The following is a 24,066-nucleotide window of genomic DNA, read 5'->3' as shown; positions in this document are numbered from 1 at the left end:
GACGTGACCGGGGCCGGGGCCGGGGACCGCCCCGGCGGACCCGCCCGGGAGCGGACCGTCGTCCCGAAGGGGCCCGCCCGGGCCCGGACCGAGACGTCGGCGACCTCCAGGACCACTGAGCACCGCACCATCCGGGTGCCCTGGGCGAGGGCCACGCGAGCGGCCCTGCCGCAGGCCGCTTCCGGTCCAATCAGCGCGTGGTCGGCCGCGGCCAGGGCCGCCAGGTCCGCCGCGCCGCCCGCGCGGTGCCTGGCCACCAGCGACTGCCCCATCGCCAGCACGCCGCCGAAGACGGCGACCAGCGCGGCCAGCATCACCACCGCCCACACGGTGGCCGATCCCCGGTCCCCGGCACGCCTCCCGTACGAGGGCCGCCCCCGGCACCCCGCGCGGGGCTCCCGCGCGGGGTCCCGCTGCTCGCCGGCGAGGAGCGGCGCCAGTCCGCGCTCCGCGGTGCCGGATGTGAGCCGGGAACCAGCCGCCCCACAGGCGGCCCAGAGCCTCCGGAGCCGCTTCCGAGGCACCTGGGCGCGCCGCACCCGCGGCAGGCCGCGGACGCGCCCGCAGACCCCCCTCACGGCCGCTCCCCCACGGTCTCCTCGGCCAGCGCCACCGCCTCGGCGCGCAGGGACAGCGACAGCGCGCCCGGGCCCGGGGCCGGCGCGTCGACGGCGACCCTGACGAGATCGCCCTCACGTGCGACGCTGACACGCGCACGGGCCGGCGCCGCCGAACGCGTCGCGGACAGCACCGCGCCCGGGGGCTCCTGGCGCGCCGCTGCCCGCGCGCCCGCCCGGGCCGCGTCGACGCACTGAAGCTGGGCCGCCGCGGCCGCCAGCCCCCAGAGCAGGGCCATCGCGAACAGCACGAGCGTGGGGATGGCCAGCGCCGCCTCGGCGGTCACGGAACCGCGCTCGTCAGAAGTTCCCATCGAGCGCCTTGCCGATCAGCGCTTCCAGGGCTCCGGAGACGGCGCCACTGGTCACCACCTTGTAAAGAACCGCCGCGAAGGAGACCGCGGCCAGCGTCCCCATCGCGTACTCCGACGTCGTCATCCCCGCGTCCGCACGCGCCTCCGCCGTTCCGCGCAGGGCGGCACGCAGCCTTGCCTTGATCCTTCGGAACACCTCAGCCTCCAGTTGATTTCCTCGTTGCCGATCGTGTTTCGCTCTCCGCAGCCCGACTCGCCGTCGGCCCGGCAGGGCCCGGCGGGCCGGGCGGCCGTCCGCCTCGCTCATCCGCCGAGCAGGGCACCCGCCAGTCCGATGACCACCGGCGCCACACCGAGCGCCAGGAAGGCGGGCAGGAAGCACAGCCCCACCGGGGCGGTGATCAGCACCGCCGCCGTACGCGCCTTCGCGGTCGCCGTCCTGGCGCGCTCCGCCCTGAGCCCCACGGCGAGGCGCGCCACGGACCGGGCCGCGGGCGCACCCGATGTGCCCGCTCTGGCCAGGCACCGGGCCAGCTCCCGGGCCTGCGGTATCTCCGCCAACCGGGCCCATGCCTCCTCCGGTTCACCGCCCAGGCGCAGCTCGGCGGCGATCCGCGCCAGCCGCTCCCCCACCGGCCCGCCCAGCGACTCGCCGACGGCCTCGGCGGCTTCGACCGGCGCCGCGCCGGCGGCGATGCACGCGGCGAGCAGATCGGCGGCGAGCGGCACGTCCGTGGCGTCCGCGGCCTCCGTCCGTGCCTGTGCGGTCCGTGCCCGTGCGGCCGGCCGTGGGCGCCGCAGCCACGTCCGTATGCCGACGGCCGCCACCAGCGCCACGGCGCAGCCCGCCGTCCCTCCGACCAGCGCCCAGCAGGCGCCCGCGACGGCCAGGACCGGCCACCAGTCCCGGCCGGGCGCGCCGGGAAGTCCTCTGCGCCGCGGACGAGGCCTTGCGGGCGCCTCGGCCGCCAGCAGGCGGGCCGCCCGCCGCGCGGCCGCCCGCTCCTGCCGCACGGCCCGCACGGTCAGCACCAGGCAGATCACAACCGCCGCCACGGCCGGTGCCACCCACAGCTTGTGCACAACGCCGGCGCTCACGGCTGCCCCGCCCCGCGCACGATCCGCATCGCCCACCACAGCCCCGCCGACTCCAGGGCAGCGCCCGCCAGCAGACACCCGAGCCCCGCGGGAGTGTGGAACAGCACCTGCAACGGCGCGGCGCCCAGTGCGGTGCCGAGTGCGAGCCCGAGGACGGGAAGCACGGCGAGCAGCCCCGCGGTGGAGCGGGCGCCCGCCAACTGGGCGTGCAGATCGTCACGTTGATCGCGCTCCGCGCGCAGCGCCGACTCCAGGCGGTCGATCCCGGTGGCGAGACCGGCGCCGCCGTGCACCGCGACCCGCCAGCACGCGGCAAGTCCCCCGAGGCCGGCCGCGCCCGGTTGCCGGGCCGCGCTGCGCAGGGCGCCCGGCACGTCCCCGCCGAAGCGGGCCGCCGCCAGCACGGCGGGTGCCGCGTCTCCCAGACCGCCGGAGTCATGGGCGGCGATCAGCAGTGCTCCTCCCGGCTGCCGCCCGGCGCGCAGTTCACCTGCCAGGGCCCCGCACAGGCCGATGACCTCGGCCGCACGGCGCTCCCGCGAGCGGCTCTCATCCCGCGCCCTGAGCCTGCGCCGGACCAGCGGCACGGCCAGGGCGCCCGCGAGGAGCGGCAGCGGTGACCGGCCTGCCACGGCGGGCACCACGGCCGCCGGAAGGCACAGCCATTCCCGGCCGAGCCCGTGCAGCACCGGCCGCACCCGCGCCCACGGTCCCGCGGCGCCGGTGCCGCCCGCGAGGGCGAGCAGTCTTCCCCTGCGCTGCGTCTGTTCCCGGGTCGCGGCCGCCAGCCATGCCGCGGCCCCGGCGCACAGCACCGACGCGAATGCCGTCGCGCTCACAGGGCGCCTCCGCCCCGCCGGCACAGCTCCGCGAGCCGTTCCCAGCCCCTGCCGCGCTCGAACCCTCCGGGGCCCCACGTCAGCGCGGGCACCGTCACCACCAGCCCGGCCGCGTCCCGCTCCAGTACCCGCAGCTCCGCGATGCGCCGCTGTCCGCGCCGGTCGCGGACGAGATGGACGACGACCGAGAGCGCGGCCGCCAACTGGCTGTGCAGGGCGGTACGGTCGAGCCCGGCCGCCGTGCCCAGCGCCTCCAGCCTGGCCGGCACATCGGCGGCCGCGTTGGCGTGCACAGTGCAGCACCCGCCTTCGTGGCCGGTATTCAGGGCCGCGAGCAACGAGACGACTTCGGCGCCCCGTACCTCCCCGACCACGAGCCGGTCCGGGCGCATCCGCAGCGCCTGCCGCACCAGGTCCTCCAAGGTGACGAGCCCTGCGCCCTCCTGGTTGGCGGGCCTGGTCTCCAGCCGCACCACGTGCGGGTGGGCCGGACGCAGTTCGGCCGCCTCTTCGGCGAGGACGATCCGCTCCTCGGGTCCGACGAGCCCGAGCAGGGTCGACAGCAGCGTCGTCTTACCGGTGCCGGTTCCACCACTGATCAGGTACGACAGGCGGGCGTCGACCAGCGCCGCGAGGACCTTCGCGCCGCCGGGCGGCACGGTGCCCGCGGCCTCCAGCTCCGCGAGGGAGAAGGCCCGGGCCCGGACCACGCGCAGGGACAGGCATGTGGAGCCGACCGCGACGGGGGGCAGCACGGCGTGCAGCCGGGTGCCGTCCGGAAGCCGCGCGTCCACCCAGGGTCTGGCGTCGTCCAGCCGCCGACCGGCCACCGCCGCGAGGCGCTGCGCGAGCCGGCGCACCGCCGCCGCGTCCGGAAAGCGCACCTTGGTGCGTTCCAGACCCCGGCCCCGGTCCACCCACACCGCCTCCGGAGCGGTGACCAGCACATCGGTGACCAGTGGGTCGGCGAGCAGCGGCTCCAGCGGTCCCGTGCCGACCAGTTCGGAGCGCAATTCCTCGGCCACGCCCAGCACTTCCGTGTCCCCCAGCAGCCTGCCCTGGGCCCGCAGGGCCGCCGCGACCCGGGCCGGGGTTGGCTCGGCGCCGCTCTGCGCGAGCCTCATCCGCACGGCATCGAGCATCCGGGCTCCGACCACCGGACCGCCGCCCCGCGGCTGCGTGCCCGTGCGGGCGCTCACGCGGCCACCTCCAGCGCCTGCTCCCAGAACGCGGCGCAGAACCGGGCGAGCGGCCCGCGCCGCTCGAAGCCGGGCGGCCTGCCCTCCCCCAGGGCCTCCGACAGCCCGGGCTCCTCGGGCAGTTCACCGGCGAGCGGCAGGCCGAGCAGGTCGGCGACCGTCTCCTCGTCGAGCCCCGCCGCGAGCGGCCCGCGCACCACCACCCGCAGATCCCGCAGCACCATGCCCACCACCGAGGCCACGCGCCGCGCCGCGGCGACCGCCCTCAGCTCGGCGGGCACCACGAGCAGCCCGAGGTCCAGCTGGGCCAGCGCCTCCGCGCCCGCCTCGTCGATCCTGCGCGGCAGGTCCACGACGACCACCCCGCCGCGCCTCCTGGCCGCCGCCAGCACCGACCGCATCGCCTCGGGCGGCACCACCACACTGTCCCCGCGGTCCCAGCTGAGGACACGAAGCCGGTGGAGCTCGGGCAGTGCCTCCTCCAGCGCGCCCCCGGCGACCCGCCCGCGGGACTCCGCGAAGTCGGGCCAGCGCAGCCCCTTCACCCGTTCCGCGCCGAGCAGCACGTCGAGGCCGCCGCCCAGCGGGTCCCCGTCGACGAGCATCGTGCGCCGGCCGGTGCCCGCCGCGCCGACAGCGAGCGCGCAGGCCAGAGTCGAGGCACCGGCACCGCCCCGGCCGCCGACGACTCCGACCGTGAGCGCCGGCCGCCCGGTGCCCTCCGCGACGTCGGCGAGCCGGTCGACCAGCCAGCTCTCGGCATCGGGCAGCCGCAGCACGTGGTCGGCCCCGATCTCCACGGCGCGCCGCCAGACGTCCGGATCGTCCTGGTCACGGCCGACGAGCAGCACCCCGCTTCTTCGCGCGGCCCCGCGCACCCGGGCAGCCGCGTCGTCACCGACGAGGATCAGGGGGGCGCCCTCCCACCCCGCTCCGCCGCCACCGCGCTCCGGTACGCCGTAGTGCACCTCGGGCTCCGCGCCCGCCGCCGCGCACAGCCGCAGCAGATCGTCGAGCAGGTCCTCGTCCTCGGTCACGATCAAGGGTCCGCCGGGCCGCTCCGTGGCCACCCGCGGGCCTCGGTCCGTCGTGGATCCGGTCATCTCCCACGCCCTTCTCAACAGGAACTCGCACTTCCGCGAACTTCGCGTGGGAATCACCGTGCGGGACCGCCGAAAATCGCGCGGATCTTGGTCGAAAACTGTGGACAACTCAGAAGTTGTGAATATCCCGGTCACCTATACCGGTGACTTACCGGCCGACTTCCGGAGCGCAGCCCAACGGTCACATAGAGTGACGACAGGCCTGGAAACCGGCTCCGCATCGGCGCGAGACAGGGAGAAGCCATTTGAAGGCGCAACAACCGTCAGAACCTGTGAAAAAACGGTCCGGACATGCGACGACCCCCGCCGGGGGGGAGAGCGGGGGTCGTCCCCACGGCCGACTCGGGGGGGGGAGGAGCCGGACCGGGTTAGCACGGTCGCGAACGATCCGTGACTTCCATGGTGTACCCGAGAGCCTTCTCAGGCAAACCCACGCGCCCCAGCTTACGCCGAATGGTGGGCGCATATGCTCGGGCCGTGGAAAACACAGCCTTGCCGCGCACAGCAGCCTTCTTTGACCTGGACAAGACGGTCATTGCGAAGTCAAGCACTCTGACGTTCAGCAAGTCCTTCTACCAGGGCGGGCTGATCAACCGCAGGGCCGTGCTGCGCACCGCGTACGCCCAGTTCGTGTTCCTCGCGGGCGGCGCCGACCACGACCAGATGGAGCGGATGCGGGAGTATCTCTCCGCGCTCTGCAAGGGGTGGAATGTGCAGCAGGTCCGCGAGATCGTCGCCGAAACCCTGCACGACCTCATCGATCCGATCATCTACGACGAGGCCGTCTCCCTCATCGAGGAGCACCACGCCGCAGGCCGCGACGTGGTCATCGTCTCCACCTCGGGCGCCGAGGTCGTGGAGCCCATCGGCCGGCTCCTCGGCGCCGACCGGGTGATCGCCACCCGCATGGCGGTCGGCGGGGACGGCTGCTTCACCGGGGAGGTGGAGTACTACGCCTACGGGCCGACCAAGGCGGAGGCCATCAAGGAACTGGCCGCGTCCGAGGGCTACGACCTGGAGCGCTGTTACGCGTACAGCGACTCCGTGACTGATGTGCCGATGCTGGAGTCCGTCGGACACCCGCACGCCGTGAACCCGGACCGGGCGCTGCGCCGGGAGGCGGTCTCCCGCGGCTGGCCCGTTCTCGTCTTCAACCGGCCGGTGCGGCTCAAGCAGCGGGTGCCGGCCCTGTCGATGCCACCCCGGCCGGCCCTCATGGCCGCCGCGGCGGTGGGCGCGGCCGCCGCGACCGCCGGGCTGGTCTGGTACGCCAGTCGGCGCAGGGCCTCGGCCGGGGCCGCGATGAGCGCCACGTCGATGTAACCATCGCCCCGCCCGCCCAGCGCGTCCACCGGCGGCCGGTATCCGCGCGATCGGCAGGACCGTGTGGCCGCTACACCGTGAACAACCGTTTTGGCCACCTTTGACCGCAAAGACAAGGAACCGTGACCAAGGGTTCCGCTTCTCTTGGGGGTGGAGTACAAAGGAATCGACGGCCCGCGAGACCACGGACATCCGAGAGGATGACCCTCTGACGCAGTACGGCCCCACGGACCGAGCATAGAAGCTGGGCACCCACGCGACGCCGACCCGTCGATTACGGGCCAGCCGCACCAGGTGACGGGCAAAGACCCCGACCTGATGGGCAAATATCGTGCACGCATGGTAACTCGGCGGACATGCCAGCGGCGGTACCACTCGGTACCGCCGCATCTCTTGTGCCGGGCGGAGCGGTCTTCCGTGCCGGACGGATCGCCGACCGCTCGCGCGCCCCCGCCCGCGACCCGCCGTACGCCGCCCACCGGTCGCCGCCCCGCCGACGAAGCCCTACGCCGCTCCGCGCTGCAGCGCCTCGCACACCGCCGTCGACTCGCGGACTCCCAACTCGACCGCCTGTCCGCAGTGGGTGATCCACTGCGCGAGCCCCTGCTCGGTGCCGGACGCGAAGCCCGCCAGCGCGCTCGCGTAGGCCTCCGCCCCCAGCTCGGCGTGCCCCACCTCGGCAGGACAGATCCCCTTGGGATCGAGACCGCTGTCGAGCAGCACGATGCGCTGCGCGGTGCGCGCGACAAGGCCGTTGCGGGAGCGGAAGGGCCGCAGCGCCAAGAGTTCTCCGTGCACCACGGCGCCCGTCACCAGGGCGGGGGCGGCGGTGCCCGCCAGCAGGAGCCGGGACAGACCGTCGAGCCGGCCCGCCATCTCCCCGGCGTCCGGCAGCGGCAGACCGATCTCCGGCTCGTCCACCGACTCGCCCGCGAGCCGCGGGCGGCCCACCCAGTCCTCCTGACTGTCCGCGCCGCCCGCCGCGACCAGATGCAGCCTGGCCAGCACCCGGACCGGTGACTGCCGCCAGATGCTAAGGAGCTGGCCGGCCTCCGCGGTGAGCCGCAGGGCGGCGCCCACTGTGCGGGGCTCGCCCTCGCCGCCGAAGTCGGTGCGCCTGCGCACCTCTTCGAGGGCCCAGTCGGCGCCGGAGAGCGCGGCCGAACCGCGGGCCCCGCGCAGGGCGGCCTCGGCGGAGACCTCGGTGCTGCGGCGCCGCATGACCCGGTGCCCGTACACGCGGTCGACGGCCTTGCGCACGGAGTCAACGGCTTCGGCGACGCCCGGCAGGGCCGCGAGGGCCGCGAGCGGATCTGCTGTCGTACTCATGAGTGCGACCCTACGCACCCCGGGCGCACGACCCACGAAGGAGTGGTGTTCCTCACCGGCCGGACCTTCCCACGACGATCAACGCACTAGGCTTACTGAACATGAAGATCGCTTTCGTAGGGAAGGGCGGCAGCGGCAAGACAACGCTGTCCTCGCTCTTCGTCCGCCACCTCGCCGTACACCGGGCCCCGGTCGTCGCCGTGGACGCCGACATCAACCAGCACCTCGGCGCCGCCCTCGGGCTCAGCGAGGAGGAGGCGGCGGCGCTGCCCGCGATGGGCGCGCATCTCCCGCTGATCAAGAACTATCTGCGGGGCACGAACCCGCGGATCACCTCGGCGGATTCAATGATCAAGACGACGCCCCCGGGGCAGGGCTCACGGCTGCTGCGGCTGTGCGAGGACAACCCGGTCTACGAGGCCTGCGCCCGCCCGGTCCGGCTCGACGGCGGAGACATCCGGCTGATGGCGACCGGCCCGTTCACCGAGTCGGATCTCGGCGTCGCCTGCTACCACTCCAAGGTCGGCGCGGTGGAACTGTGCCTCAACCACCTCGTCGACGGGCCGGGCGAATACCTCGTCGTCGACATGACGGCCGGCTCGGACTCCTTCGCCTCCGGCATGTTCACCCGCTTCGACCTGACCTTCCTGGTGGCCGAGCCGACCCGCAAGGGGGTCTCCGTCTACCGCCAGTACAAGGAGTACGCCCGGGACTTCGGCGTCGCTCTCAAGGTCGTCGGCAACAAGGTGCAGGGGCAGGACGACATCGAGTTCCTGCGCGCGGAGGTCGGCGACGACCTTCTCGTCACCATCGGGCACTCCGACTGGGTGCGGGCGATGGAGAAGGGACGGCCGGTGCCCTTCGAGCGGCTGGAGGTGGTCAACCGGCAGGCGCTCGAGTCGCTGCGCGAGGCCGCGGACGCCTCGTACGCGCGGCGGGACTGGGAGCGCTACACCCGCCAGATGGTGCACTTCCACCTGCGGAACGCCGAGAGCTGGGGCAACGCGAGGGCGGGTGCCGACCTGGCCGCCCAGGTCGACCCCGACTTCGTGCTCGACGAGCGGTTCGCCAGCGCCCAGCCCGCCTGAGTCGCACCCGGCGCCAAGACCGACGACGACCCGCCCGCCGGGGGACCGCCCGGCGGGCTAGGAGGCCAGGAAGACCTCCCAGCCTTCCCCGGGCGCCTGGCCGACCTTCAGCGTGCGCAGCTTCGCGAGCACCAGCGGATCCTGGACGTCCAGCCAGTCGGTGAGCTCCCGGAAGGAGACGCAGCGCACCTCCGGCTTGGTGCAGACGGCCTTCACGGTGTCCTCGACGGCGTCCATGTAGATGCCGCCGTTCCAGGACTCGAAGTGGTTGCCGATCACCAGGGGTGCCCGGTTCCCCCGGTACGCGCGGTGAAAGGCGGCGAGCAGGCCGTTGCGCATCTGACTGCCCCAGTAGGCGTGCCTGGCCGGGTCACCGTTCACCTTGCCCGACTGGTTGACCAGGAAGTTGTAGTCCATCGCCAGGGTCTCGAAGGAGCGTCCCGGCACGGGGACGAGCTGGAGCGACAGGTCCCAGAGCCCTTCCCGCCTGCCCGGCCAGACCTGCCGGGCGACACCGCTGGAGTCGTAGCGGAGGCCGAGCCGGCCGGCGGCGCGCAGGAAGTTGCCCCTGCCCTCCAGGCAGGGGGTACGGGCGCCGATGAGTTCCCGGTCGTAGTCGAAGGGCAGCGGCAGTTCCTCCTCCAGCCCGGCGTTGGTCCGCCAGTTCTTCACGAACTCCTTGGCCTGCTCGGTCTCGTCCCGCCACTGCTCGGGCGTCCAGGTGCCCACGCCCTTGGGCCCGCAGAAGTGACCGTTGAAGTGGGTGCCGATCTCGTTGCCCTCGAGCCAGGCGCCGCGCAACTGCTCCAGGGTGTCCCGGATGCCGCTGACGTCGTTGAAGCCGATGTCCGAGCGGCCCGCCGGGTGGCCGGGCGGCTTGTAGAGTGCCCGCTTCGCCTTGGGGACAAGGTAGACGCCGCTCAGGAAGTACGTCATGTGCGCGTTGTGGTCCCGGGCGACCTTCCGGAAACGGGAGAAGAGTTTCTGGCTGTCCTCGCCGGCCCCGTCCCAGGAGAAGACCACGAACTGGGGCGGTTTCTGACCTGGACTCAGCTTGCGTGGCCTCATGAGGTGGCGCTGTTGCCCGGTGTAGGCGGTGGAGCCGTCTCCGATGAGCCGGACCCTCTGGTTCCCCGCGGGGGCGGGGGCACCGCGCCGCCCTTCCCGCTCGCCCCCGTCGGGGCCGTTCCCGCCATCCGCGAGGCCGGCCGCCCCGCCGGCGGCGCCCGGGCCGCCCTCCGGGCCACCCCTCCCCGGCGGGCCGCCGCAACCCGCCAGAACGGTGGCGAGGGCCACGGCGACGAATCCCGCGGCCGCCCGCCCCGTCGCCGCGGCCGCTCGTCCGGTCCTCGTCGCGGCCATCGGCCCACCCGCTTCCTATGAACCCTCCGGGTCACGAACGCCGCAAAGTTCGCATAAGAACTAAGAGAGTGAGATACGACAAGCCGCCTAATCCACCAATTCACCCTCAGGGGTGAATCAGTGCGCTGTTTGCACTAAATGGCACCACTTGTTCTTTACTCAGCATTACTATTCATTTACTGACTGTTGATGAATCCCGCCGCTGTACGCCGTGACCCACGGCCGCGTCCCCACATGTTCCGCGACCGCGCAGCCCCGGAGGAGACGGGAACCATGACCGCAACCGCCCCCACCCGCACCAGGCCGCCGTCCGGGCCCCATCCCAGGGCCGCCGACGTATCGGCCTCGATCTCCGTGTTCCTCATCGCGCTGCCTCTGTCCCTGGGCATCGCCCTCGCGACCGGCGCCCCCCTGCAGGCCGGCCTGGTGGCGGCGGCAGTGGGCGGCCTCGTCGCCGGACGGTTCGGCGGCGCTCCCCTTCAGGTGAGCGGCCCCGCCGCCGGTCTCACCGTGGTCACCGCCGAACTGATCCTGCAGTACGGCTGGCGCACCACCTGTGCCATCACCGTTCTCGCCGGCCTCAGCCAACTCGGCCTGTCCTGCCTGAAGGTGGCCCGCTCCGCGCTGATGGTCAGCCCCGCCATCGTGCACGGCATGCTGGCGGGCATCGGTGTCACCATCGCCGTCGCCCAGTTGCACATCGTCCTCGGCGGCACGCCGCAGAGCTCGGTGATCGACAACATCCGGGGACTGCCGGCGCAGCTGGCGCAGCTGCAGCTCACCGCCATCTCCGTGAGCTTCCTGACCATCGCCACACTCCTGTCGTGGCCACGGATCCCCGGCGCCGTCGGCACCGTCGCGCGCAGGGTGCCCGCGGCCCTGGCGGCGGTGGCGCTGGCGACGGTGTTCGCGGCCGGCACCGGGCTGCGGCTCCCGCGTGTGGACCTGCCGTCCTGGCGCAGCCACGCCCTGCCCGGACTGCCCGAGGGGCCCGTGCTCGGCATCCTCGCCGCCGTACTGACCGTGATGCTGGTCGCGAGCGTGGAGTCGCTGCTGTCGGCGGTCGCGGTGGACAAGCTCGCCGCCGCCCGCAAGGGGAGCCCCCGCCCGCCGCGCGCCGACCTCGACCGTGAACTGCGCGGCCAGGGAACGGCCAACATCGTCTCCGGCGCGCTCGGCGGGCTGCCGGTCACCGGTGTCGCCGTGCGCAGCGCGGCGAACGTCGCCGCGGGCGCGGTGAGCCGCAACTCCACGATGCTGCACGGGCTGTGGGTGGTGCTCGCGGCCGCTCTGCTGGTGCCGCTGCTCGACCTGATCCCGCTGGCCGCGCTGGCCGCGCTGGTGATGGCCGTGGGCATCCAGATGGTGAGCATCAATCACATCCGCAGCGTGACGCGTCACCGCGAGATCCTGGTGTACGCCGTGACCCTGGTGGCCGTGGTGCTGCTGGGAGTGCTGGAGGGCGTGGCCCTCGGGGTCGCGGTGGCCACCGGCGTGGCCCTGCACCGGCTGGCGAGGACCCGGATCACAGTTCAGGAACAGGACGGCGTGCATCATGTGCGGGTCCGCGGCCAGTTGACGTTCCTCGCCGTACCCAGGCTGAGCAGGGCGCTGAGCCAGGTTCCCCAGGGCACCGCGGCCGTCGTGGAACTGGACGGATCGTTCATCGACCACGCCGCTTACGAGACGCTGCACGACTGGCAGGAGGGCCACACCGCGCACGGAGGAACGGTCGAGATCACCGGCCGGGCCGGCCGGCCGGGAGTGGAGATCGCGGAGCCGGCCACGGCCCATGGCTGCTGCGGCCCCTGGACGCCGTGGCGCAACCACACCTGCTCCCGCCCCTCGCCCCCGGAGACCGATGCCCAGGCACCCGCGCAGACCGGCAGCGGGCAGCTCGCCAGCGGGCTCAGCGCCTTCCAGCGGGACACGGCTCCCCTGGTCCGCGCGGAGCTGGCGCGGCTGGCCAAGGAGGGCCAGCGTCCCTCTCAGCTCTTCCTGACGTGCGCCGACTCCCGGCTGGTCACCAGCATGATCACCTCCAGCGGGCCGGGCGACCTGTTCACGGTGCGCAATGTCGGCAACCTGGTCCCGCTGCCGGGCGAGGAGGGCGCCGACGAATCGGTGGCCGCCGCCATCGAGTACGCCGTCGACGTGCTGCGTGTGGGAAGCATCACTGTGTGCGGTCACTCCGGGTGCGGGGCGATGCAGGCTCTGCTGAACAGCCCGCGCGGTGGGGCCCGGACCCCGCTGAAGCGGTGGCTGCGGCACGGCGTGCCCAGCCTGGAGCGGATGACGGGCCGGCTGCCGGGCGACGGCGACCCGCCGCGGCTCGCCGAGCGGGAGTCCGCCGACCCGGTGGAGCAGCTCTGCCTGGCCAACGTGGTGCAGCAGCTGGATCATCTGCTGGCCCACGAGGGGGTGGCCCGGCGCGTCGCGGACGGCAGCCTGGAACTGCACGGCATGTACTTCCATGTGGGCGAGGCGCAGGCATACCTGCTGGTGAACGGCACGGGCGTATTCCACCGAGTGAGCCCGGAGGAGGCCCTGCCGGGGATCGGCGTGACTTTCGAGGAGTCGCGCGCCTGAACCAAGCGCGCCTGCCGTCCGTGAGACCGTGTGGCCCCGCGAGACGGGACGCGGGGCCATAACCCTCACCCTCGGGACATAGGTCTAAACCAATTTCCGGATGACTCTTGTCACCCGGGCGGCGGACTGATGAGCTATGACCTGGGACACATAGGACGCCCTGGGAAAGGGAGATGTCGTGAGCAACGAAAGCCTGGCCAACCTGCTCAAGGAGGAGCGGCGGTTCGCTCCGCCGGCCGAACTGGCCGCCCACGCCAATGTGCAGGCGGAGGCGTACGAACAGGCGAAGGCTGACCGGCTGGGCTTCTGGGCCGAGCAGGCTCGCCGGCTCACCTGGGCCACCGAGCCGACGCAGACCCTGGACTGGTCGAACCCCCCGTTCGCCAAGTGGTTCGCCGACGGCACGCTGAACGTCGCGTACAACTGCGTGGACCGCCACGTCGAGGCGGGCAACGGCGACCGGGTCGCCATCCACTTCGAGGGCGAGCCCGGCGACAGCCGCGCCATCACCTACGCCCAGCTCAAGGACGAGGTCTCCAAGGCCGCCAACGCCCTGCTGGAGCTCGGCGTCCGCAAGGGCGACCGCGTCGCGATCTACCTGCCGATGATCGCCGAGGCGGCCGTGGCCATGCTGGCATGTGCCCGCATCGGCGCCACCCACTCCGTCGTCTTCGGCGGCTTCTCCGCCGACGCCCTGGTCGCCCGCATCGAGGACGCCCAGGCCCGGGTGGTCATCACCGCCGACGGCAGCTACCGCCGCGGCAAGCCCACCGCGCTCAAGCCGGCCGTCGACGAGGCCGTCACCCGCATCGAGGGCGTGGAGCACGTCCTCGTCGTGCGCCGCACGGGCCAGGACGTCGACTGGACCGACGGCCGGGACGTGTGGTGGCACGAGGTCGTGGACCGCCAGTCCACCGAGCACGCCCCCGAGGCCTTCGAGGCCGAGCACCCGCTGTTCATCCTCTACACCTCCGGTACGACGGGTAAGCCCAAGGGCATCCTGCACACCTCCGGCGGGTACCTCACCCAGACCTCGTACACGCACCACGCGGTCTTCGACCTCAAGCCGGAGACCGACGTCTACTGGTGCACGGCCGACATCGGCTGGGTCACCGGCCACTCGTACATCGTGTACGGACCACTGGCCAACGGCGCCACCCAGGTGATGTACGAGGGCACGCCCGACACGCCGCACCAGGGCCGGTTCTGGGAGATCGTCCAGAAGTACGGCGTCACGATCCTCTACACCGCACCCACGGCGATCCGTACGTTCATGAAGTGGGGCGACGACATCCCCGCCAAGTTCGACCTGTCCAGCCTGCGCGTGCTGGGCTCGGTCGGCGAGCCCATCAACCCCGAGGCCTGGATCTGGTACCGGGAGCACATCGGCGGCGGCCGCTGCCCCATCGTGGACACCTGGTGGCAGACCGAGACCGGCGCCATGATGATCGCCCCCCTGCCCGGCGTGACGGAGACCAAGCCCGGCTCCGCCCAGCGCCCGCTGCCCGGCATCAGCGCCACCGTCGTCGACGACGAGGCCAACGAGGTGCCCAACGGAGGCGGCGGTTACCTCGTCCTGACCGAGCCGTGGCCGTCGATGCTGCGCACCATCTGGGGTGACGACCAGCGCTTCCTCGACACCTACTGGTCGCGCTTCGAGGGCAAGTACTTCGCCGGCGACGGCGCCAAGAAGGACGACGACGGCGACATCTGGCTGCTCGGCCGGGTCGACGACGTCATGCTGGTCTCCGGCCACAACATCTCGACCACCGAGGTCGAGTCGGCGCTCGTCTCCCACCCGGCGGTCGCCGAGGCGGCCGTGGTGGGCGCCACGGACGAGACCACCGGCCAGGCCATCGTGGCCTTCGTCATCCTTCGCGGCACGGCCTCCGAGTCCGACGACCTGGTCGCCGAGCTCCGCAACCACGTCGGCGCACACCTCGGCCCGATCGCCAAGCCGAAGCGGATCATGCCGGTCGCCGAGCTGCCCAAGACCCGCTCCGGCAAGATCATGCGGCGACTGCTGCGCGATGTCGCCGAGAACCGCGCCCTGGGCGATGTCACCACCCTCACCGACTCCTCGGTGATGGACCTCATCCAGGCGAAGCTGCCCAGCTCCTCCAGCGAGGACTGAGCCGCGGAACCATCGAGCGAGGCTGCCGGAAGGCGCCGCCGCAGGTACCGCTGAAAGCCGCAGGTACCGCTGAAAGGGGTGCCCGCTCCGAGGGAGACCGAGGAGCGGCGCCCCTTTTTGCCGCTTATGCGAAGATCGCCGTGTACACCTGCACACACCCCCGGTAGAGTGAGGGGCGCGTCAGCGACGCGACATGAGTCCATAGGTGCGCCGGGAAGTCTGGTCGGCATGTGCTCCGCCATGCCCACCGACCGGAGGTCTTCCATCGTGCCCGCGCCCGAGTCCCGCACCCCCGGCAACCGAAAGCTGCTGGGCCGCCTGTCCCTTCCCGAGCGGAACTACGTCGCGGAAGCCCTGCGCACGGAGACCCTCGGCGGCGTCCTGCTGCTCATCGCCGCACTGGTCGCCCTGGTCTGGGCGAACACCCTCGCCGGCAGCTACGACGCCGTGCGCGACTTCCACATCGGCCCCGCCTCCCTCGGCCTGGACCTGTCCATGCAGCACTGGGCCGCCGACGGACTGCTCGCGATCTTCTTCTTCGTCGCCGGTATCGAACTCAAGCGTGAACTCGTCGCCGGCGAACTCCGCGATCCCAAGGCCGCCGCCCTCCCGGTCGTCGCCGCGCTCTGCGGCATGATCGTGCCCGCCGTCGTCTATGTCCTTACAGCTGCCACCGGCGGCGGCTCGCTCGGCGGCTGGGCCGTTCCCACCGCCACCGACATCGCCTTCGCACTCGCCGTCCTCGCGGTCATCGGCACCTCCCTGCCCTCCGCGCTGCGGGCCTTCCTCCTCACCCTCGCCGTCGTCGACGATCTCTTCGCCATCCTGATCATCGCGGTCTTCTTCTCCCACGATCTGAACTTCCCGGCACTCGGCGGCGCCGTCGCCGGGCTCCTCGTCTTCTGGCTGCTGCTGCGCAAGGGCGTCAGGGGCTGGTACGTGTACGTACCGCTGGGCCTCGTCATCTGGGGCCTGATGTACAACAGCGGGATCCACGCCACCATCGCCGGTGTCGCCATGGGCCTGATGCTGCGCTGCACCCGGCACGAGGGCGAGGACCACTCCCCCGGCGAGAACATCGAGCACCTGATCCGCCCTCTGTCCGCGGGCTTCGCCGTACCGCTCTTCGCGCTCTTCTCGGCGGGTGTGACCATCTCGGGCGAGTCGGTCTCCGCCGTCTTCACCCGGCCCGAGACGCTGGGCGTCGTCCTCGGCCTCGTCGTCGGCAAGACCGTCGGTGTCTTCGGCGGCACCTGGCTCGCGGCGCGCTTCACCCGCGCCGAACTGGGCGACGATCTCGCCTGGCCCGACGTCTTCGCCGTGGCGGCGCTGGCCGGCATCGGCTTCACCGTCTCCCTCCTGATCGGCGAACTCGCCTTCACCGGCGACGAGGTCCTGACCGAGGAGATCAAGGCCTCGGTCCTCATGGGCTCCCTGATCGCCGCCGTCCTCGCGACCGTGCTGCTGAAGCTGCGCAACCGCAAGTACGCGGCGCTGTACGCGGAGGAGGAACGTGACGAGGACCTCGACGGCATCCCCGACATCTACGAACTCGACGACCCGGCGTACCACCGGCGGATGGCCGAGATCTACGAAAAAAAAGCCGCGGAGCATCGTCGGCGGGCGAACGCGATGCCCGGGGCGAGCAACGGTGACGACAGTCCGGCATGATCTGACAGCAGACGGAGACAGACGGAGACGAAGAAGCGACTTAGGGAGACAGCGATGAGCGCAGCCGAAGACGGCGCGGCCGGCGCGGAGGTCACGGTCAGCGTCAATGGCAACCGCACCCTCGGGCAGTTGGTCGCCACGGCGACGGCCGAGATGTCCGCGCTGGTGCACGACGAGATCGCGCTCGCCAAGGCCGAGCTGCGGCGGGACGCCAAGAAGGCGGCCGCGGGCGGCGGCGCCATCACGGTCGCGGGTGTCTTCGCACTGTTCTCGCTGCCGGTGCTGAGCTTCGCCGCCGCGTACGGCATCCACAACCTCGGACTCGGGCTCGCCTGGTCCTTCCTGATCGTGGGCGGAGCGTTCCTACTGCTCGCGGCCCTGCTGGCGGCGCTCGCGCTGGCCAAGTTCAAGAAGGTCAAGCCGCCGGAGAGGTCCATGAGCTCCGCCAAGCAGACGGCCGCCGTACTGCAGACCGTCAAGCCGCACCCGCGTCCGCTCACGGACAAGTCCGCGGGGGACTCGTCGGCTGTGGCACGCTCATCCGCATGACAGCCCCCGAAACCGCCGCTTCTGTCGTTCGCATCGACGGCCCCTGGACCCACCGGGACGTCGCCGCCAATGGCGCGCGCTTCCACATCGCGGAGGCCGGCGACGGGCCCCTGGTGCTGCTGCTGCACGGATTCCCCCAGTTCTGGTGGACCTGGCGGCACCAGCTGACCGCGCTCGCCGACGCCGGGTTCCGCGCGGTGGCGATGGACCTGAGGGGCGTGGGCGGCAGCGACCGCACCCCCCGCGGCTACGACCCGGGCAACCTCGCCCTCGACGTCACCGGCGTCATCCGCTCCCTCGGCGAGCCGGACGCCGCGCTCGTCGGCCACGACCTCGGCGGCTACCTCGCCTGGACGGCGGCCGCGATGCGGCCCAAGCTGGTGCGCCGGCTCGCCGTCGCCTCGATGCCCCACCCGCGGCGCTGGCGCTCAGCGATGCTGAAGGACGTCCGGCAGACCACGGCCGGGTCCTACGTGTGGGGCTTCCAGCGCCCCTGGCTGCCGGAGCGTCAGCTCGTCGCGGACGAAGCGGAACTGGTGGGCAGGCTGATCCGCGACTGGTCGGGGCCGCGGCAGCCCGAGGACGCGGACGTGGACGTCTACCGCCGGGCCATGTGCATTCCCTCGACCGCGCACTGCTCGGTCGAGCCGTACCGGTGGATGGTCCGTTCCCTCGCGCGTTACGACGGGCTGCAGTTCAACCGGCGTATGAAGCGGCCGGTCCGGGTGCCGACCCTGCATCTGCACGGCTCGCTCGACCCGGTGATGCGGACCCGCAGCGCGGCCGGCTCGGGCGAGTACGTCGAAGCCCCCTACCGCTGGCGGCTCTTCGACGGTATCGGTCATTTCCCGCACGAGGAGGACCCCGTGGCCTTCTCGACGGAGTTGGTCAACTGGCTGAAGGACCCCGAGCCCGACCGCTGATCCGGGACAGCGGGAGGAGCGCCGGGGAACGCTTGTCCTACGAACGGCCAATTGCCTCCCGCATAGGCCAATTGGCCGCCCCGGGGGCGGTTACCGACCTTGGGGCACGGGCAGTGCTTGGGGTATGGGCTGGACGCACGACTACGGTGATGCAGTACACAACCGCCGCGCATCCGCTGCGCCGGGTGCGCGCGACAGGGTTGGTCCGCAGGCCGGTGGCGCGGGGCACGATCCCCGCCTCGGCATCCCACGCATCCTCCGCCGCCGGGCCCGCTGGGTCTCGGCGAGGCTGCGCCACACACGGGACTGAACTCCCGCGCAACACACGAACGCACGCGGGACCCTGAGGTACGCGGGTCCCGACTCCGGGCGGCCTGGCGCCGACGCCGGCGCCGAGCCAGAGGCACACAGGCCCGGCGCCGGCCAGGAGCGGACGCCGTCCCGAGAAGAGCCCGGGCCGCAGGCACCGCACCGGGGCCGGCAGGCGCCGGACCGGCGGGCGCGCGGATCCGGGGAGCGAGCGGCCCCGCGCCCCCGGCGTACCGGGCGTACCGCGCGTCGGAGTGCTCAGAGTGCGCATTCCTGGCTGTCCACCTCACGGGTGGCGGTGCGGCCCGCGGTGACGTCCCCGCGCACCTCGTCCATGGTCAGCGCGTAACCCGTGTCCGGGTCGTCCAGGGACTTGGCGAACACCACGCCGTACACCTTGCCGTCCGCGGTGAGCAGCGGGCCGCCGGAGTTGCCCTGGCGGACCGTGGCGTACAGCGAGTAGACGTCCCGGCGCACCGTGCCCCGGTGGTAGATGTCGGGGCCGTTGGCCTGGATGCGGCCGCGGATCCGGGCCGAGCGGACGTCGTACGCGCCGTTCTCGGGGAACCCGGCGACGATCGCGTCGTCCCCGCTGACGGCGTCCGACCCGGTGAACTCCAGCGGACGGGCCTCCAGATCCGGCACCTCGAGGACGGCGATGTCACGCGCCCAGTCGTAGAGCACGACCTCCGCGTCGTAGAGCCTGCCCTCGCCGCCTATCTGCACCGTGGGCTCGTCCACACCGCCCACCACGTGGGCGTTGGTCATCACCCGGTCGTCGGCGAAGACGAAACCGGTGCCTTCGAGGACCTTGCTGCAACTCTCCGCCGTACCGACGACCTTGACGATGGACTTCTTGGCGCGCTGGGCGACCGCGCTGTTGGCGAGCGCCGGGTCCGGAGCCTGCACCTCGTTGATCGGCTCGTTGGAGAACGGGCTGAAGACCTGCGGGAAGCCGTTCTGCGCGAGGACCGAGGAGAAGTCCGTGAACCAGGTGTCGGCCTGCGCCGGGATGACCCGTGAGACGCCCAGCAGCACCTTGGAGCTGCGGACCTCCTTGCCCAGGGTGGGCAGGGTCGTGCCGGCCAGGGCCGAGCCGATGAGCCACGCCACCAGCAGCATCGCCACGACGTTGACGAGGGCTCCGCCGGTCGCATCCAGGGCTCTGGCGGGCGACCAGGTGATGTGCCGGCGCAGCTTGTTGCCGAGGTGAGTGGTGAAGGCCTGCCCCACGGAGGCGCAGACGATGACGACGATCACGGCCACCACGGCTGCCGAGGTGGAGACCTCGGCGCCGTCGGTGGCCTGATCCCAGATCAGCGGCAGGAGGTAGACGGCGACGAGACCGCCGCCCAGGAACCCGATCACCGACAGGATGCCGACGACGAAGCCCTGGCGATAGCCCACGATCGCGAACCACACAGCGGCGACCAGCAACAGGATGTCCAGCACGTTCACCGAATCAAGCCTCGCAGATCGTTCGCCGGGTCGGTCGTTCGGCATGGGTGGGTGAGGATCCGGCGGATCCCGGAAGTCTGGGGTCGCCCCCCGCACGGCACAGCACGCGTCACACCGTCTCACGCACGCCAGTCGAGAGGGACCTGCCTGGTGGGGTCCCAGGGCTGCTCCCAGCCCGCGTAGTGGAGCAGCCGGTCGATCACTCCGGCGGTAAAACCCCAGACCAGGGCGGACGCCACCAGGAAGGCGGGGCCGCGGTGGCCGCTGGGGTGGACCGTCGTCGCGCGGTGCGCGGGCTCCGTGAGATCCGCCACGGGAACGGTGAAGACACGGGCCGTCTCCGCCAGGTCGACCGCCTTGACGGGGCTGGGCTCGCGCCACCAGCCCAGCACGGGGGCCACGACGAAGCCGCTGACCGGGATGTAGAGCCGCGGCAGCACTCCGAACAGCTGCACACCGCGCGGGTCGAGGCCGGTCTCCTCCTCGGCCTCGCGCAGCGCGGCGCGCAGCGGGCCGGTGGTGAGCGGATCGCCGTCCTCGGGGTCGAGGGCGCCGCCGGGGAACGAGGGCTGCCCCGCGTGCGAGCGCAGGCTCCCCGAGCGCTCCATCAGCAGCAGCTCCGGGCCTCTGGGGCCCTCGCCGAAGAGGATCAGCACGGCGGACTGTCTGCCTCCCTGCTCGGGCGGCAGGAAACGGCTCAGCTGCTCGGGCCGCACGGTCTCGGCGGCCCGCACGACGGGGTCGAGCCAGGAGGGCAGGCCCTCGGCCGAAAGTTCGATCCCGCTGTCACGCATTCCCTCGGCCCCGCTGGTCCGCCTCGTCCCGCTGGTCTGTGTCACCGGCACCCCCGTCCGTCCTCCGCACAACGTCTGTGACCCGGCCGATCGTTCCTCCCCCGGCGGCCCGCACCGGCCCGCGTGACCGGGCACCGCAGGGTCCCGTCAGGGCCCGCCTCGCCATGGTCCGACCCGCCATGACCCGTCCGGCCACGACCTGAGTCGCCGTGCCCCGTCCCGCCTTCACGGCCCGTCCTGCCTCCGCCGGTCCCGCCGCGGCCCGTCCCGCAGCGGCCGGCTCCTGGACCCGGAGGTACGGGACCGGTCGCCGGCCCGTTCAAACGGCCTGTTCCCCCGGGGAACCGCGTCATTCCGCGCCCAGGGGCGGTGCCGGACGGCCCGGGTAGCCGGGCGGGGGCTTCAGCCGCTGCCCGGGGAAACCGCCCATCTCGTACTTGAGCAGCTTCTTCGCCTTCTCCGGGTCGATCTCGCCCTCCCCGTACGAGGGGCACAGTGGCGCGATCGGGCAGGCGCCGCACGCCGGCTTGCGGGAGTGGCAGATGCGGCGGCCGTGGAAGATCACCCGGTGCGAGAACATCGTCCACTCGCTCTTGGGGATGATCGCGGCGATCTCCGCCTCGACCTTCTCCGGCTCCTCCTGCTCCGTGAGCTTCCAGCGCCGCACGAGACGCCCGAAGTGCGTGTCCACGGTGAGGCCCGGGACGCCGAACGCGTTGCCGAGCACGACGAACGCGGTCTTCCTGCCGACGCCGGGGAGCGAGACCAGGTCCTCTATGCGGCCGGGCACCTCGCCGCCGAACCTGTCCCTGATCGCGGCGGAGAGACCCAGCAGCGACTTCGCCTTGGCCCGGAAGAAGCCGGTCGGCCGGATGATCTCCTCGAGCTCCTCGGGCACGGCCGCCGCCATGTCCTCCGGAGTCGGGTACTTCGCGAAGAGGGCCGGCGTCGTCTGGTTGACTCTCAGGTCGGTGGTCTGCGCGGACAGGACCGTCGCGACGAGGAGCTGGAAGGGGTTCTCGAAGTCCAGTTCCGGATGGGCGTAGGGATAGACCTCGGCCAGCTCACGGTTGATGCGACGGGCACGCCGGACCATCGCCAGCCGCGATTCCGGCTTGGTCCTCGCGGTCCTCGCGGTCCGTGCGGCCGGCGCACCGGCCCGTCCGGCGACCGCACCGGCGCCCCTCGCGGGCGTCTTCTTGGCGGCCTTTACGGCTTTTGGGAGCCCGGCGGGAGACTGTTCGCCCACAGCGGAATCACGTCCCCCGGATGCTCTCGACCCGCCGCCCGCGGAGGGACGTGGGGAACCCTTGGCCTGTGCTCTCACTGGCGTATCGGACACCCGGCCAGCGTAAAGGGAGACACTGACATCCGCCCCGGCCCTAGGGGAACACCACCCCAATTGGCCCCCTGACTCACATCCCGCGCGCGGGGTCCGGCAAACTTGTGATTGATCGCACTGTTTGACCCGTCCGGCATTATGGGGACCGGACCACGGGTCCGGGTCCCGAGCAGGTCGACATAGGAGAGATTTCGTGGACGACGTTCTGCGGCGCGCCCCGCTCTTCGCGGCGCTCGATGACGAGCAGGCCGCGGAGCTCCGCGCCTCGATGTCCGAGGTGACCCTCGCGCGCGGTGACGCGCTCTTCCACGAGGGCGACCCCGGCGACCGTCTCTATGTGGTCACCGAGGGCAAGGTGAAGCTGCACCGCACCTCCCCCGACGGCCGCGAGAACATGCTGGCCGTCCTCGGCCCCGGCGAGCTGATCGGGGAGCTGTCCCTCTTCGATCCGGGCCCGCGTACCGCCACGGCGACCGCGCTCACCGAGGTCAAGCTGCTCGGCCTGGGTCACGGCGACCTCCAGCCGTGGCTGAACGCCCGCCCCGAGGTCGCCGCGGCACTGCTGCGCGCCGTCGCCCGGCGCCTGCGCAAGACCAACGACCAGATGTCGGACCTGGTCTTCTCCGACGTACCGGGCCGGGTCGCCCGCGCGCTCCTGGACCTCTCCCGCCGCTTCGGCGTGCAGTCGGAAGAGGGCATCCACGTCGTACACGACCTCACCCAAGAGGAGCTGGCCCAACTCGTCGGCGCCTCCCGCGAGACCGTCAACAAGGCCCTCGCCGACTTCGCGCAGCGCGGCTGGCTGCGCCTGGAGGCGCGAGCCGTGATCCTCCTGGACGTCGAGCGGCTCGCGAAGCGGTCCCGCTGACGCACTGACCACGCCGCACCGCACGCCGGGCAGCGACTCGTGGCAGCGACTCGTGGCAGCGACTCACGGCGATGGTTCACGGCGCCGGTTCGCAGGGCCCCGCCCCGGATGGAACGACAGCATCCGGGTGAACGGGGCCCCGCGCGTTCACGCCTCCGGAGGTTCCTGGGCCGGAGTCCGGGCGCGGGGCGGTGCCGTGACGGCACAGTGGGCGCATGAGCAGCGACAGAGGGCGGGGCGCGGTCCTTCGGGAGGCTCCGCGGGAGCCGGAGCAGCCCAGGGGCTCCCGGTGCCACGGTGAGACGGGTGCGGGCAGGAAGCCGGTCGAGTACCGCGGCGGAGTGCCGTACCCCGGCGGGGAGCCGGACCCGCGCGGGGAGCCGGACAAGGGGCTGGACAGCGCCGGGTACATCGCCCGCGAGGGCTCCCTGGGCCGCATCGGCGAGCCGTTCCGGCCGGTGGTCGCGGCCCTGCGCGACCGGGCCCCGGAGATCTTCGGGCGGCGGCTGCGCTCGGCGTACCTGTACGGCTCCGTGCCGCGCGGCAACGCCCGCCCCGGCCGCTCCGACCTCGACGTACTCCTCGTCCTGCGCGAGGAGCCGACGGCCGCCGACCGGGCGGACGCCGACGCCCTGGAGAAGGAGTTGGACGCCGGGTTCGAGGAGATCGACGGGGCCGGGATCCTGCTGTACTCGCGGGCACGGCTGCTGAGCGAGGCCGAGCGGTACGACATGGGATGGTTCGTCGCCTGCCTGTGCACCCCGCTGCTCGGCGAGGATCTCGCGGAGGAGCTGCCCCGCTACCGGCCGGACGGATCGCTGGCCCGCGGGACGAACGGCGATCTCGCGCGCTGCCTGCCGCGCTGGCGCGAGCGGCTGGCACACGCGGGAACGGACACGGGGACGGACGCAAGGACGAACGCGGAGGTCGCGGCGCTGGCGAGGGCGGTGTGCCGCAAGCTCGTGCGCACCGGTTTCACCCTCGTCATGCCCCGCTGGCAGGGCTGGACGAGCGATCTCGCCCGCTGCGCGGAGGTCTTCGCCGGCTACTACCCCGGACGCGGCGTGCAGATGCGGGCGGCGGCCGCGCTCGCGGTCGCCCCGCTCGAGCCGCCCGTCCCGGACGCCGCCGTCGCCCCATCCCCGTCCGCCCTGTCC

At 72.5% G+C, this 24,066-nt stretch carries 22 protein-coding genes; 10 read left to right on the top strand and 12 right to left on the bottom strand.

What is annotated here, in order from left to right; genetic code table 11:
- The 7 genes from GUY61_RS13280 to ssd form a co-directional block, all read right to left on the bottom strand.
- On the bottom strand, positions 1 to 314 hold a 314-nt coding region (locus GUY61_RS13280), incomplete at its 3' end, for an Rv3654c family TadE-like protein (RefSeq protein WP_166630332.1).
- Between the two features lie 260 nt (positions 315 to 574).
- On the bottom strand, positions 575 to 931 hold the full coding sequence (locus GUY61_RS13275) for a TadE family type IV pilus minor pilin (RefSeq protein WP_166630327.1): 357 nt from the start codon (positions 929 to 931) through the stop codon (positions 575 to 577).
- Complete coding sequence (locus GUY61_RS40120) at positions 918 to 1,127, bottom strand: DUF4244 domain-containing protein (RefSeq protein WP_313896646.1); 210 nt, start codon at positions 1,125 to 1,127, stop codon at positions 918 to 920. The genes GUY61_RS13275 and GUY61_RS40120 overlap by 14 nt, the downstream gene beginning before the upstream one ends.
- Positions 1,128 to 1,234: 107 nt before the next feature.
- Positions 1,235 to 2,029 (bottom strand): type II secretion system F family protein, encoded by a 795-nt coding sequence (locus GUY61_RS13265; protein WP_166630325.1) that lies wholly within the window; start codon positions 2,027 to 2,029, stop codon positions 1,235 to 1,237.
- Positions 2,026 to 2,868: a type II secretion system F family protein gene (locus GUY61_RS13260; RefSeq protein ID WP_313896645.1), complete on the bottom strand. Its 843-nt coding sequence runs from the start codon at positions 2,866 to 2,868 to the stop codon at positions 2,026 to 2,028. Before GUY61_RS13260 ends, GUY61_RS13265 begins: the two co-directional genes overlap by 4 nt.
- On the bottom strand, positions 2,865 to 4,010 hold the full coding sequence (locus GUY61_RS13255; protein ID WP_166630331.1) for a TadA family conjugal transfer-associated ATPase: 1,146 nt from the start codon (positions 4,008 to 4,010) through the stop codon (positions 2,865 to 2,867). Before GUY61_RS13255 ends, GUY61_RS13260 begins: the two co-directional genes overlap by 4 nt.
- A 53-nt stretch (positions 4,011 to 4,063) precedes the next feature.
- On the bottom strand, positions 4,064 to 5,170 hold the full coding sequence (gene ssd, locus GUY61_RS13250) for a septum site-determining protein Ssd (RefSeq protein ID WP_166630323.1): 1,107 nt from the start codon (positions 5,168 to 5,170) through the stop codon (positions 4,064 to 4,066).
- A 453-nt stretch (positions 5,171 to 5,623) separates the two neighbouring features.
- Between ssd and GUY61_RS13245 the strand changes: the two genes are divergently transcribed.
- Complete coding sequence (locus tag GUY61_RS13245) at positions 5,624 to 6,493, top strand: HAD family phosphatase (protein ID WP_166630322.1); 870 nt, start codon at positions 5,624 to 5,626, stop codon at positions 6,491 to 6,493.
- A gap of 504 nt (positions 6,494 to 6,997) precedes the next feature.
- Here the strand turns inward: GUY61_RS13245 and GUY61_RS13240 are convergent.
- Complete coding sequence (locus tag GUY61_RS13240; protein ID WP_166630321.1) at positions 6,998 to 7,822, bottom strand: oxidoreductase; 825 nt, start codon at positions 7,820 to 7,822, stop codon at positions 6,998 to 7,000.
- Between the two features lie 101 nt (positions 7,823 to 7,923).
- Here GUY61_RS13240 and GUY61_RS13235 point away from each other — a divergent pair, with 101 nt between their 5' ends.
- Positions 7,924 to 8,910, top strand: coding sequence for an ATP-binding protein (locus GUY61_RS13235; protein ID WP_166630320.1), 987 nt, complete (start codon positions 7,924 to 7,926; stop codon positions 8,908 to 8,910).
- 57 nt (positions 8,911 to 8,967) lie between these two features.
- Here the strand turns inward: GUY61_RS13235 and GUY61_RS13230 are convergent, their stop codons facing one another.
- The gene (locus tag GUY61_RS13230) at positions 8,968 to 10,272 is read right to left on the bottom strand and encodes a hypothetical protein (RefSeq protein WP_166630319.1); all 1,305 of its coding nucleotides are present in this window, start codon (positions 10,270 to 10,272) and stop codon (positions 8,968 to 8,970) included.
- Between the two features lie 273 nt (positions 10,273 to 10,545).
- On the opposite strand from GUY61_RS13230, the gene GUY61_RS13225 reads away from it, so the two are divergent.
- The 6 genes from GUY61_RS13225 to GUY61_RS40115 all read left to right on the top strand — a co-directional run bounded on the left by GUY61_RS13225 (position 10,546) and on the right by GUY61_RS40115 (position 18,448).
- On the top strand, positions 10,546 to 12,861 hold the full coding sequence (locus GUY61_RS13225) for a SulP family inorganic anion transporter (RefSeq protein ID WP_166630318.1): 2,316 nt from the start codon (positions 10,546 to 10,548) through the stop codon (positions 12,859 to 12,861).
- Positions 12,862 to 13,021: 160 nt separating this feature from the next.
- The gene (gene acs, locus GUY61_RS13220; protein ID WP_166630330.1) at positions 13,022 to 14,995 is read left to right on the top strand and encodes an acetate--CoA ligase; all 1,974 of its coding nucleotides are present in this window, start codon (positions 13,022 to 13,024) and stop codon (positions 14,993 to 14,995) included.
- 228 nt (positions 14,996 to 15,223) lie between these two features.
- A complete protein-coding gene (gene nhaA, locus GUY61_RS13215; protein ID WP_166630317.1) occupies positions 15,224 to 16,666 on the top strand; it encodes a Na+/H+ antiporter NhaA in 1,443 nt (480 codons plus the stop codon).
- A gap of 54 nt (positions 16,667 to 16,720) precedes the next feature.
- Positions 16,721 to 17,215, top strand: a complete 495-nt coding sequence (locus tag GUY61_RS13210; protein WP_166630316.1) for a phage holin family protein — start codon at positions 16,721 to 16,723, stop codon at positions 17,213 to 17,215.
- The gene (locus GUY61_RS13205; RefSeq protein WP_166630315.1) at positions 17,212 to 18,138 is read left to right on the top strand and encodes an alpha/beta fold hydrolase; all 927 of its coding nucleotides are present in this window, start codon (positions 17,212 to 17,214) and stop codon (positions 18,136 to 18,138) included. Before GUY61_RS13210 ends, GUY61_RS13205 begins: the two co-directional genes overlap by 4 nt.
- 124 nt (positions 18,139 to 18,262) lie before the next feature.
- Complete coding sequence (locus tag GUY61_RS40115) at positions 18,263 to 18,448, top strand: hypothetical protein (protein ID WP_166630314.1); 186 nt, start codon at positions 18,263 to 18,265, stop codon at positions 18,446 to 18,448.
- 257 nt (positions 18,449 to 18,705) lie between these two features.
- On the opposite strand, the gene GUY61_RS13195 is transcribed toward GUY61_RS40115, so the two are convergent.
- The 3 genes from GUY61_RS13195 to nth all read right to left on the bottom strand — a co-directional run bounded on the left by GUY61_RS13195 (position 18,706) and on the right by nth (position 21,948).
- Positions 18,706 to 19,905, bottom strand: coding sequence for a MarP family serine protease (locus GUY61_RS13195; protein ID WP_166630313.1), 1,200 nt, complete (start codon positions 19,903 to 19,905; stop codon positions 18,706 to 18,708).
- A gap of 119 nt (positions 19,906 to 20,024) precedes the next feature.
- Positions 20,025 to 20,699, bottom strand: coding sequence for a CoA pyrophosphatase (locus GUY61_RS13190; protein ID WP_166630329.1), 675 nt, complete (start codon positions 20,697 to 20,699; stop codon positions 20,025 to 20,027).
- Positions 20,700 to 21,048: 349 nt separating this feature from the next.
- Positions 21,049 to 21,948: an endonuclease III gene (nth, locus tag GUY61_RS13185; protein WP_313896644.1), complete on the bottom strand. Its 900-nt coding sequence runs from the start codon at positions 21,946 to 21,948 to the stop codon at positions 21,049 to 21,051.
- A gap of 286 nt (positions 21,949 to 22,234) precedes the next feature.
- On the opposite strand from nth, the gene GUY61_RS13180 reads away from it, so the two are divergent.
- The gene (locus tag GUY61_RS13180) at positions 22,235 to 22,909 is read left to right on the top strand and encodes a Crp/Fnr family transcriptional regulator (protein ID WP_166630312.1); all 675 of its coding nucleotides are present in this window, start codon (positions 22,235 to 22,237) and stop codon (positions 22,907 to 22,909) included.
- 215 nt (positions 22,910 to 23,124) lie between these two features.
- Positions 23,125 to 24,066: nucleotidyltransferase domain-containing protein (locus GUY61_RS13175; protein WP_166630311.1), on the top strand; the 942-nt coding region annotated here is incomplete at its 3' end.

Origin of the sequence: Streptomyces sp. GC420 (assembly GCF_009916105.1) — a bacterium.
In the GTDB taxonomy this organism is placed as follows: Bacteria; Actinomycetota; Actinomycetes; order Streptomycetales; family Streptomycetaceae; genus Streptomyces.
Note: the sequence above shows the minus strand (reverse complement) of the source record. Positions and strands in the feature narration are given on the sequence as shown.

Excerpts from the sequence above, each read along its gene's own strand:
- GUY61_RS13275 (WP_166630327.1), bottom strand. The coding sequence starts at position 931 with ATGGGAACTTCTGACGAGCGCGGTTCCGTGACCGCCGAGGCGGCGCTG.
- GUY61_RS13255 (WP_166630331.1), bottom strand. The coding sequence starts at position 4,010 with ATGCTCGATGCCGTGCGGATGAGGCTCGCGCAGAGCGGCGCCGAGCCA.
- ssd (WP_166630323.1), bottom strand. The coding sequence starts at position 5,170 with ATGACCGGATCCACGACGGACCGAGGCCCGCGGGTGGCCACGGAGCGG.
- GUY61_RS13245 (WP_166630322.1), top strand. The coding sequence starts at position 5,624 with ATGGTGGGCGCATATGCTCGGGCCGTGGAAAACACAGCCTTGCCGCGC.
- GUY61_RS13240 (WP_166630321.1), bottom strand. The coding sequence starts at position 7,822 with ATGAGTACGACAGCAGATCCGCTCGCGGCCCTCGCGGCCCTGCCGGGC.
- GUY61_RS13235 (WP_166630320.1), top strand. The coding sequence starts at position 7,924 with ATGAAGATCGCTTTCGTAGGGAAGGGCGGCAGCGGCAAGACAACGCTG.
- GUY61_RS13230 (WP_166630319.1), bottom strand. The coding sequence starts at position 10,272 with ATGGCCGCGACGAGGACCGGACGAGCGGCCGCGGCGACGGGGCGGGCG.
- GUY61_RS13225 (WP_166630318.1), top strand. The coding sequence starts at position 10,546 with ATGACCGCAACCGCCCCCACCCGCACCAGGCCGCCGTCCGGGCCCCAT.
- nhaA (WP_166630317.1), top strand. The coding sequence starts at position 15,224 with ATGTGCTCCGCCATGCCCACCGACCGGAGGTCTTCCATCGTGCCCGCG.
- GUY61_RS13210 (WP_166630316.1), top strand. The coding sequence starts at position 16,721 with ATGAGCGCAGCCGAAGACGGCGCGGCCGGCGCGGAGGTCACGGTCAGC.
- GUY61_RS13205 (WP_166630315.1), top strand. The coding sequence starts at position 17,212 with ATGACAGCCCCCGAAACCGCCGCTTCTGTCGTTCGCATCGACGGCCCC.
- GUY61_RS40115 (WP_166630314.1), top strand. The coding sequence starts at position 18,263 with ATGGGCTGGACGCACGACTACGGTGATGCAGTACACAACCGCCGCGCA.
- GUY61_RS13190 (WP_166630329.1), bottom strand. The coding sequence starts at position 20,699 with ATGCGTGACAGCGGGATCGAACTTTCGGCCGAGGGCCTGCCCTCCTGG.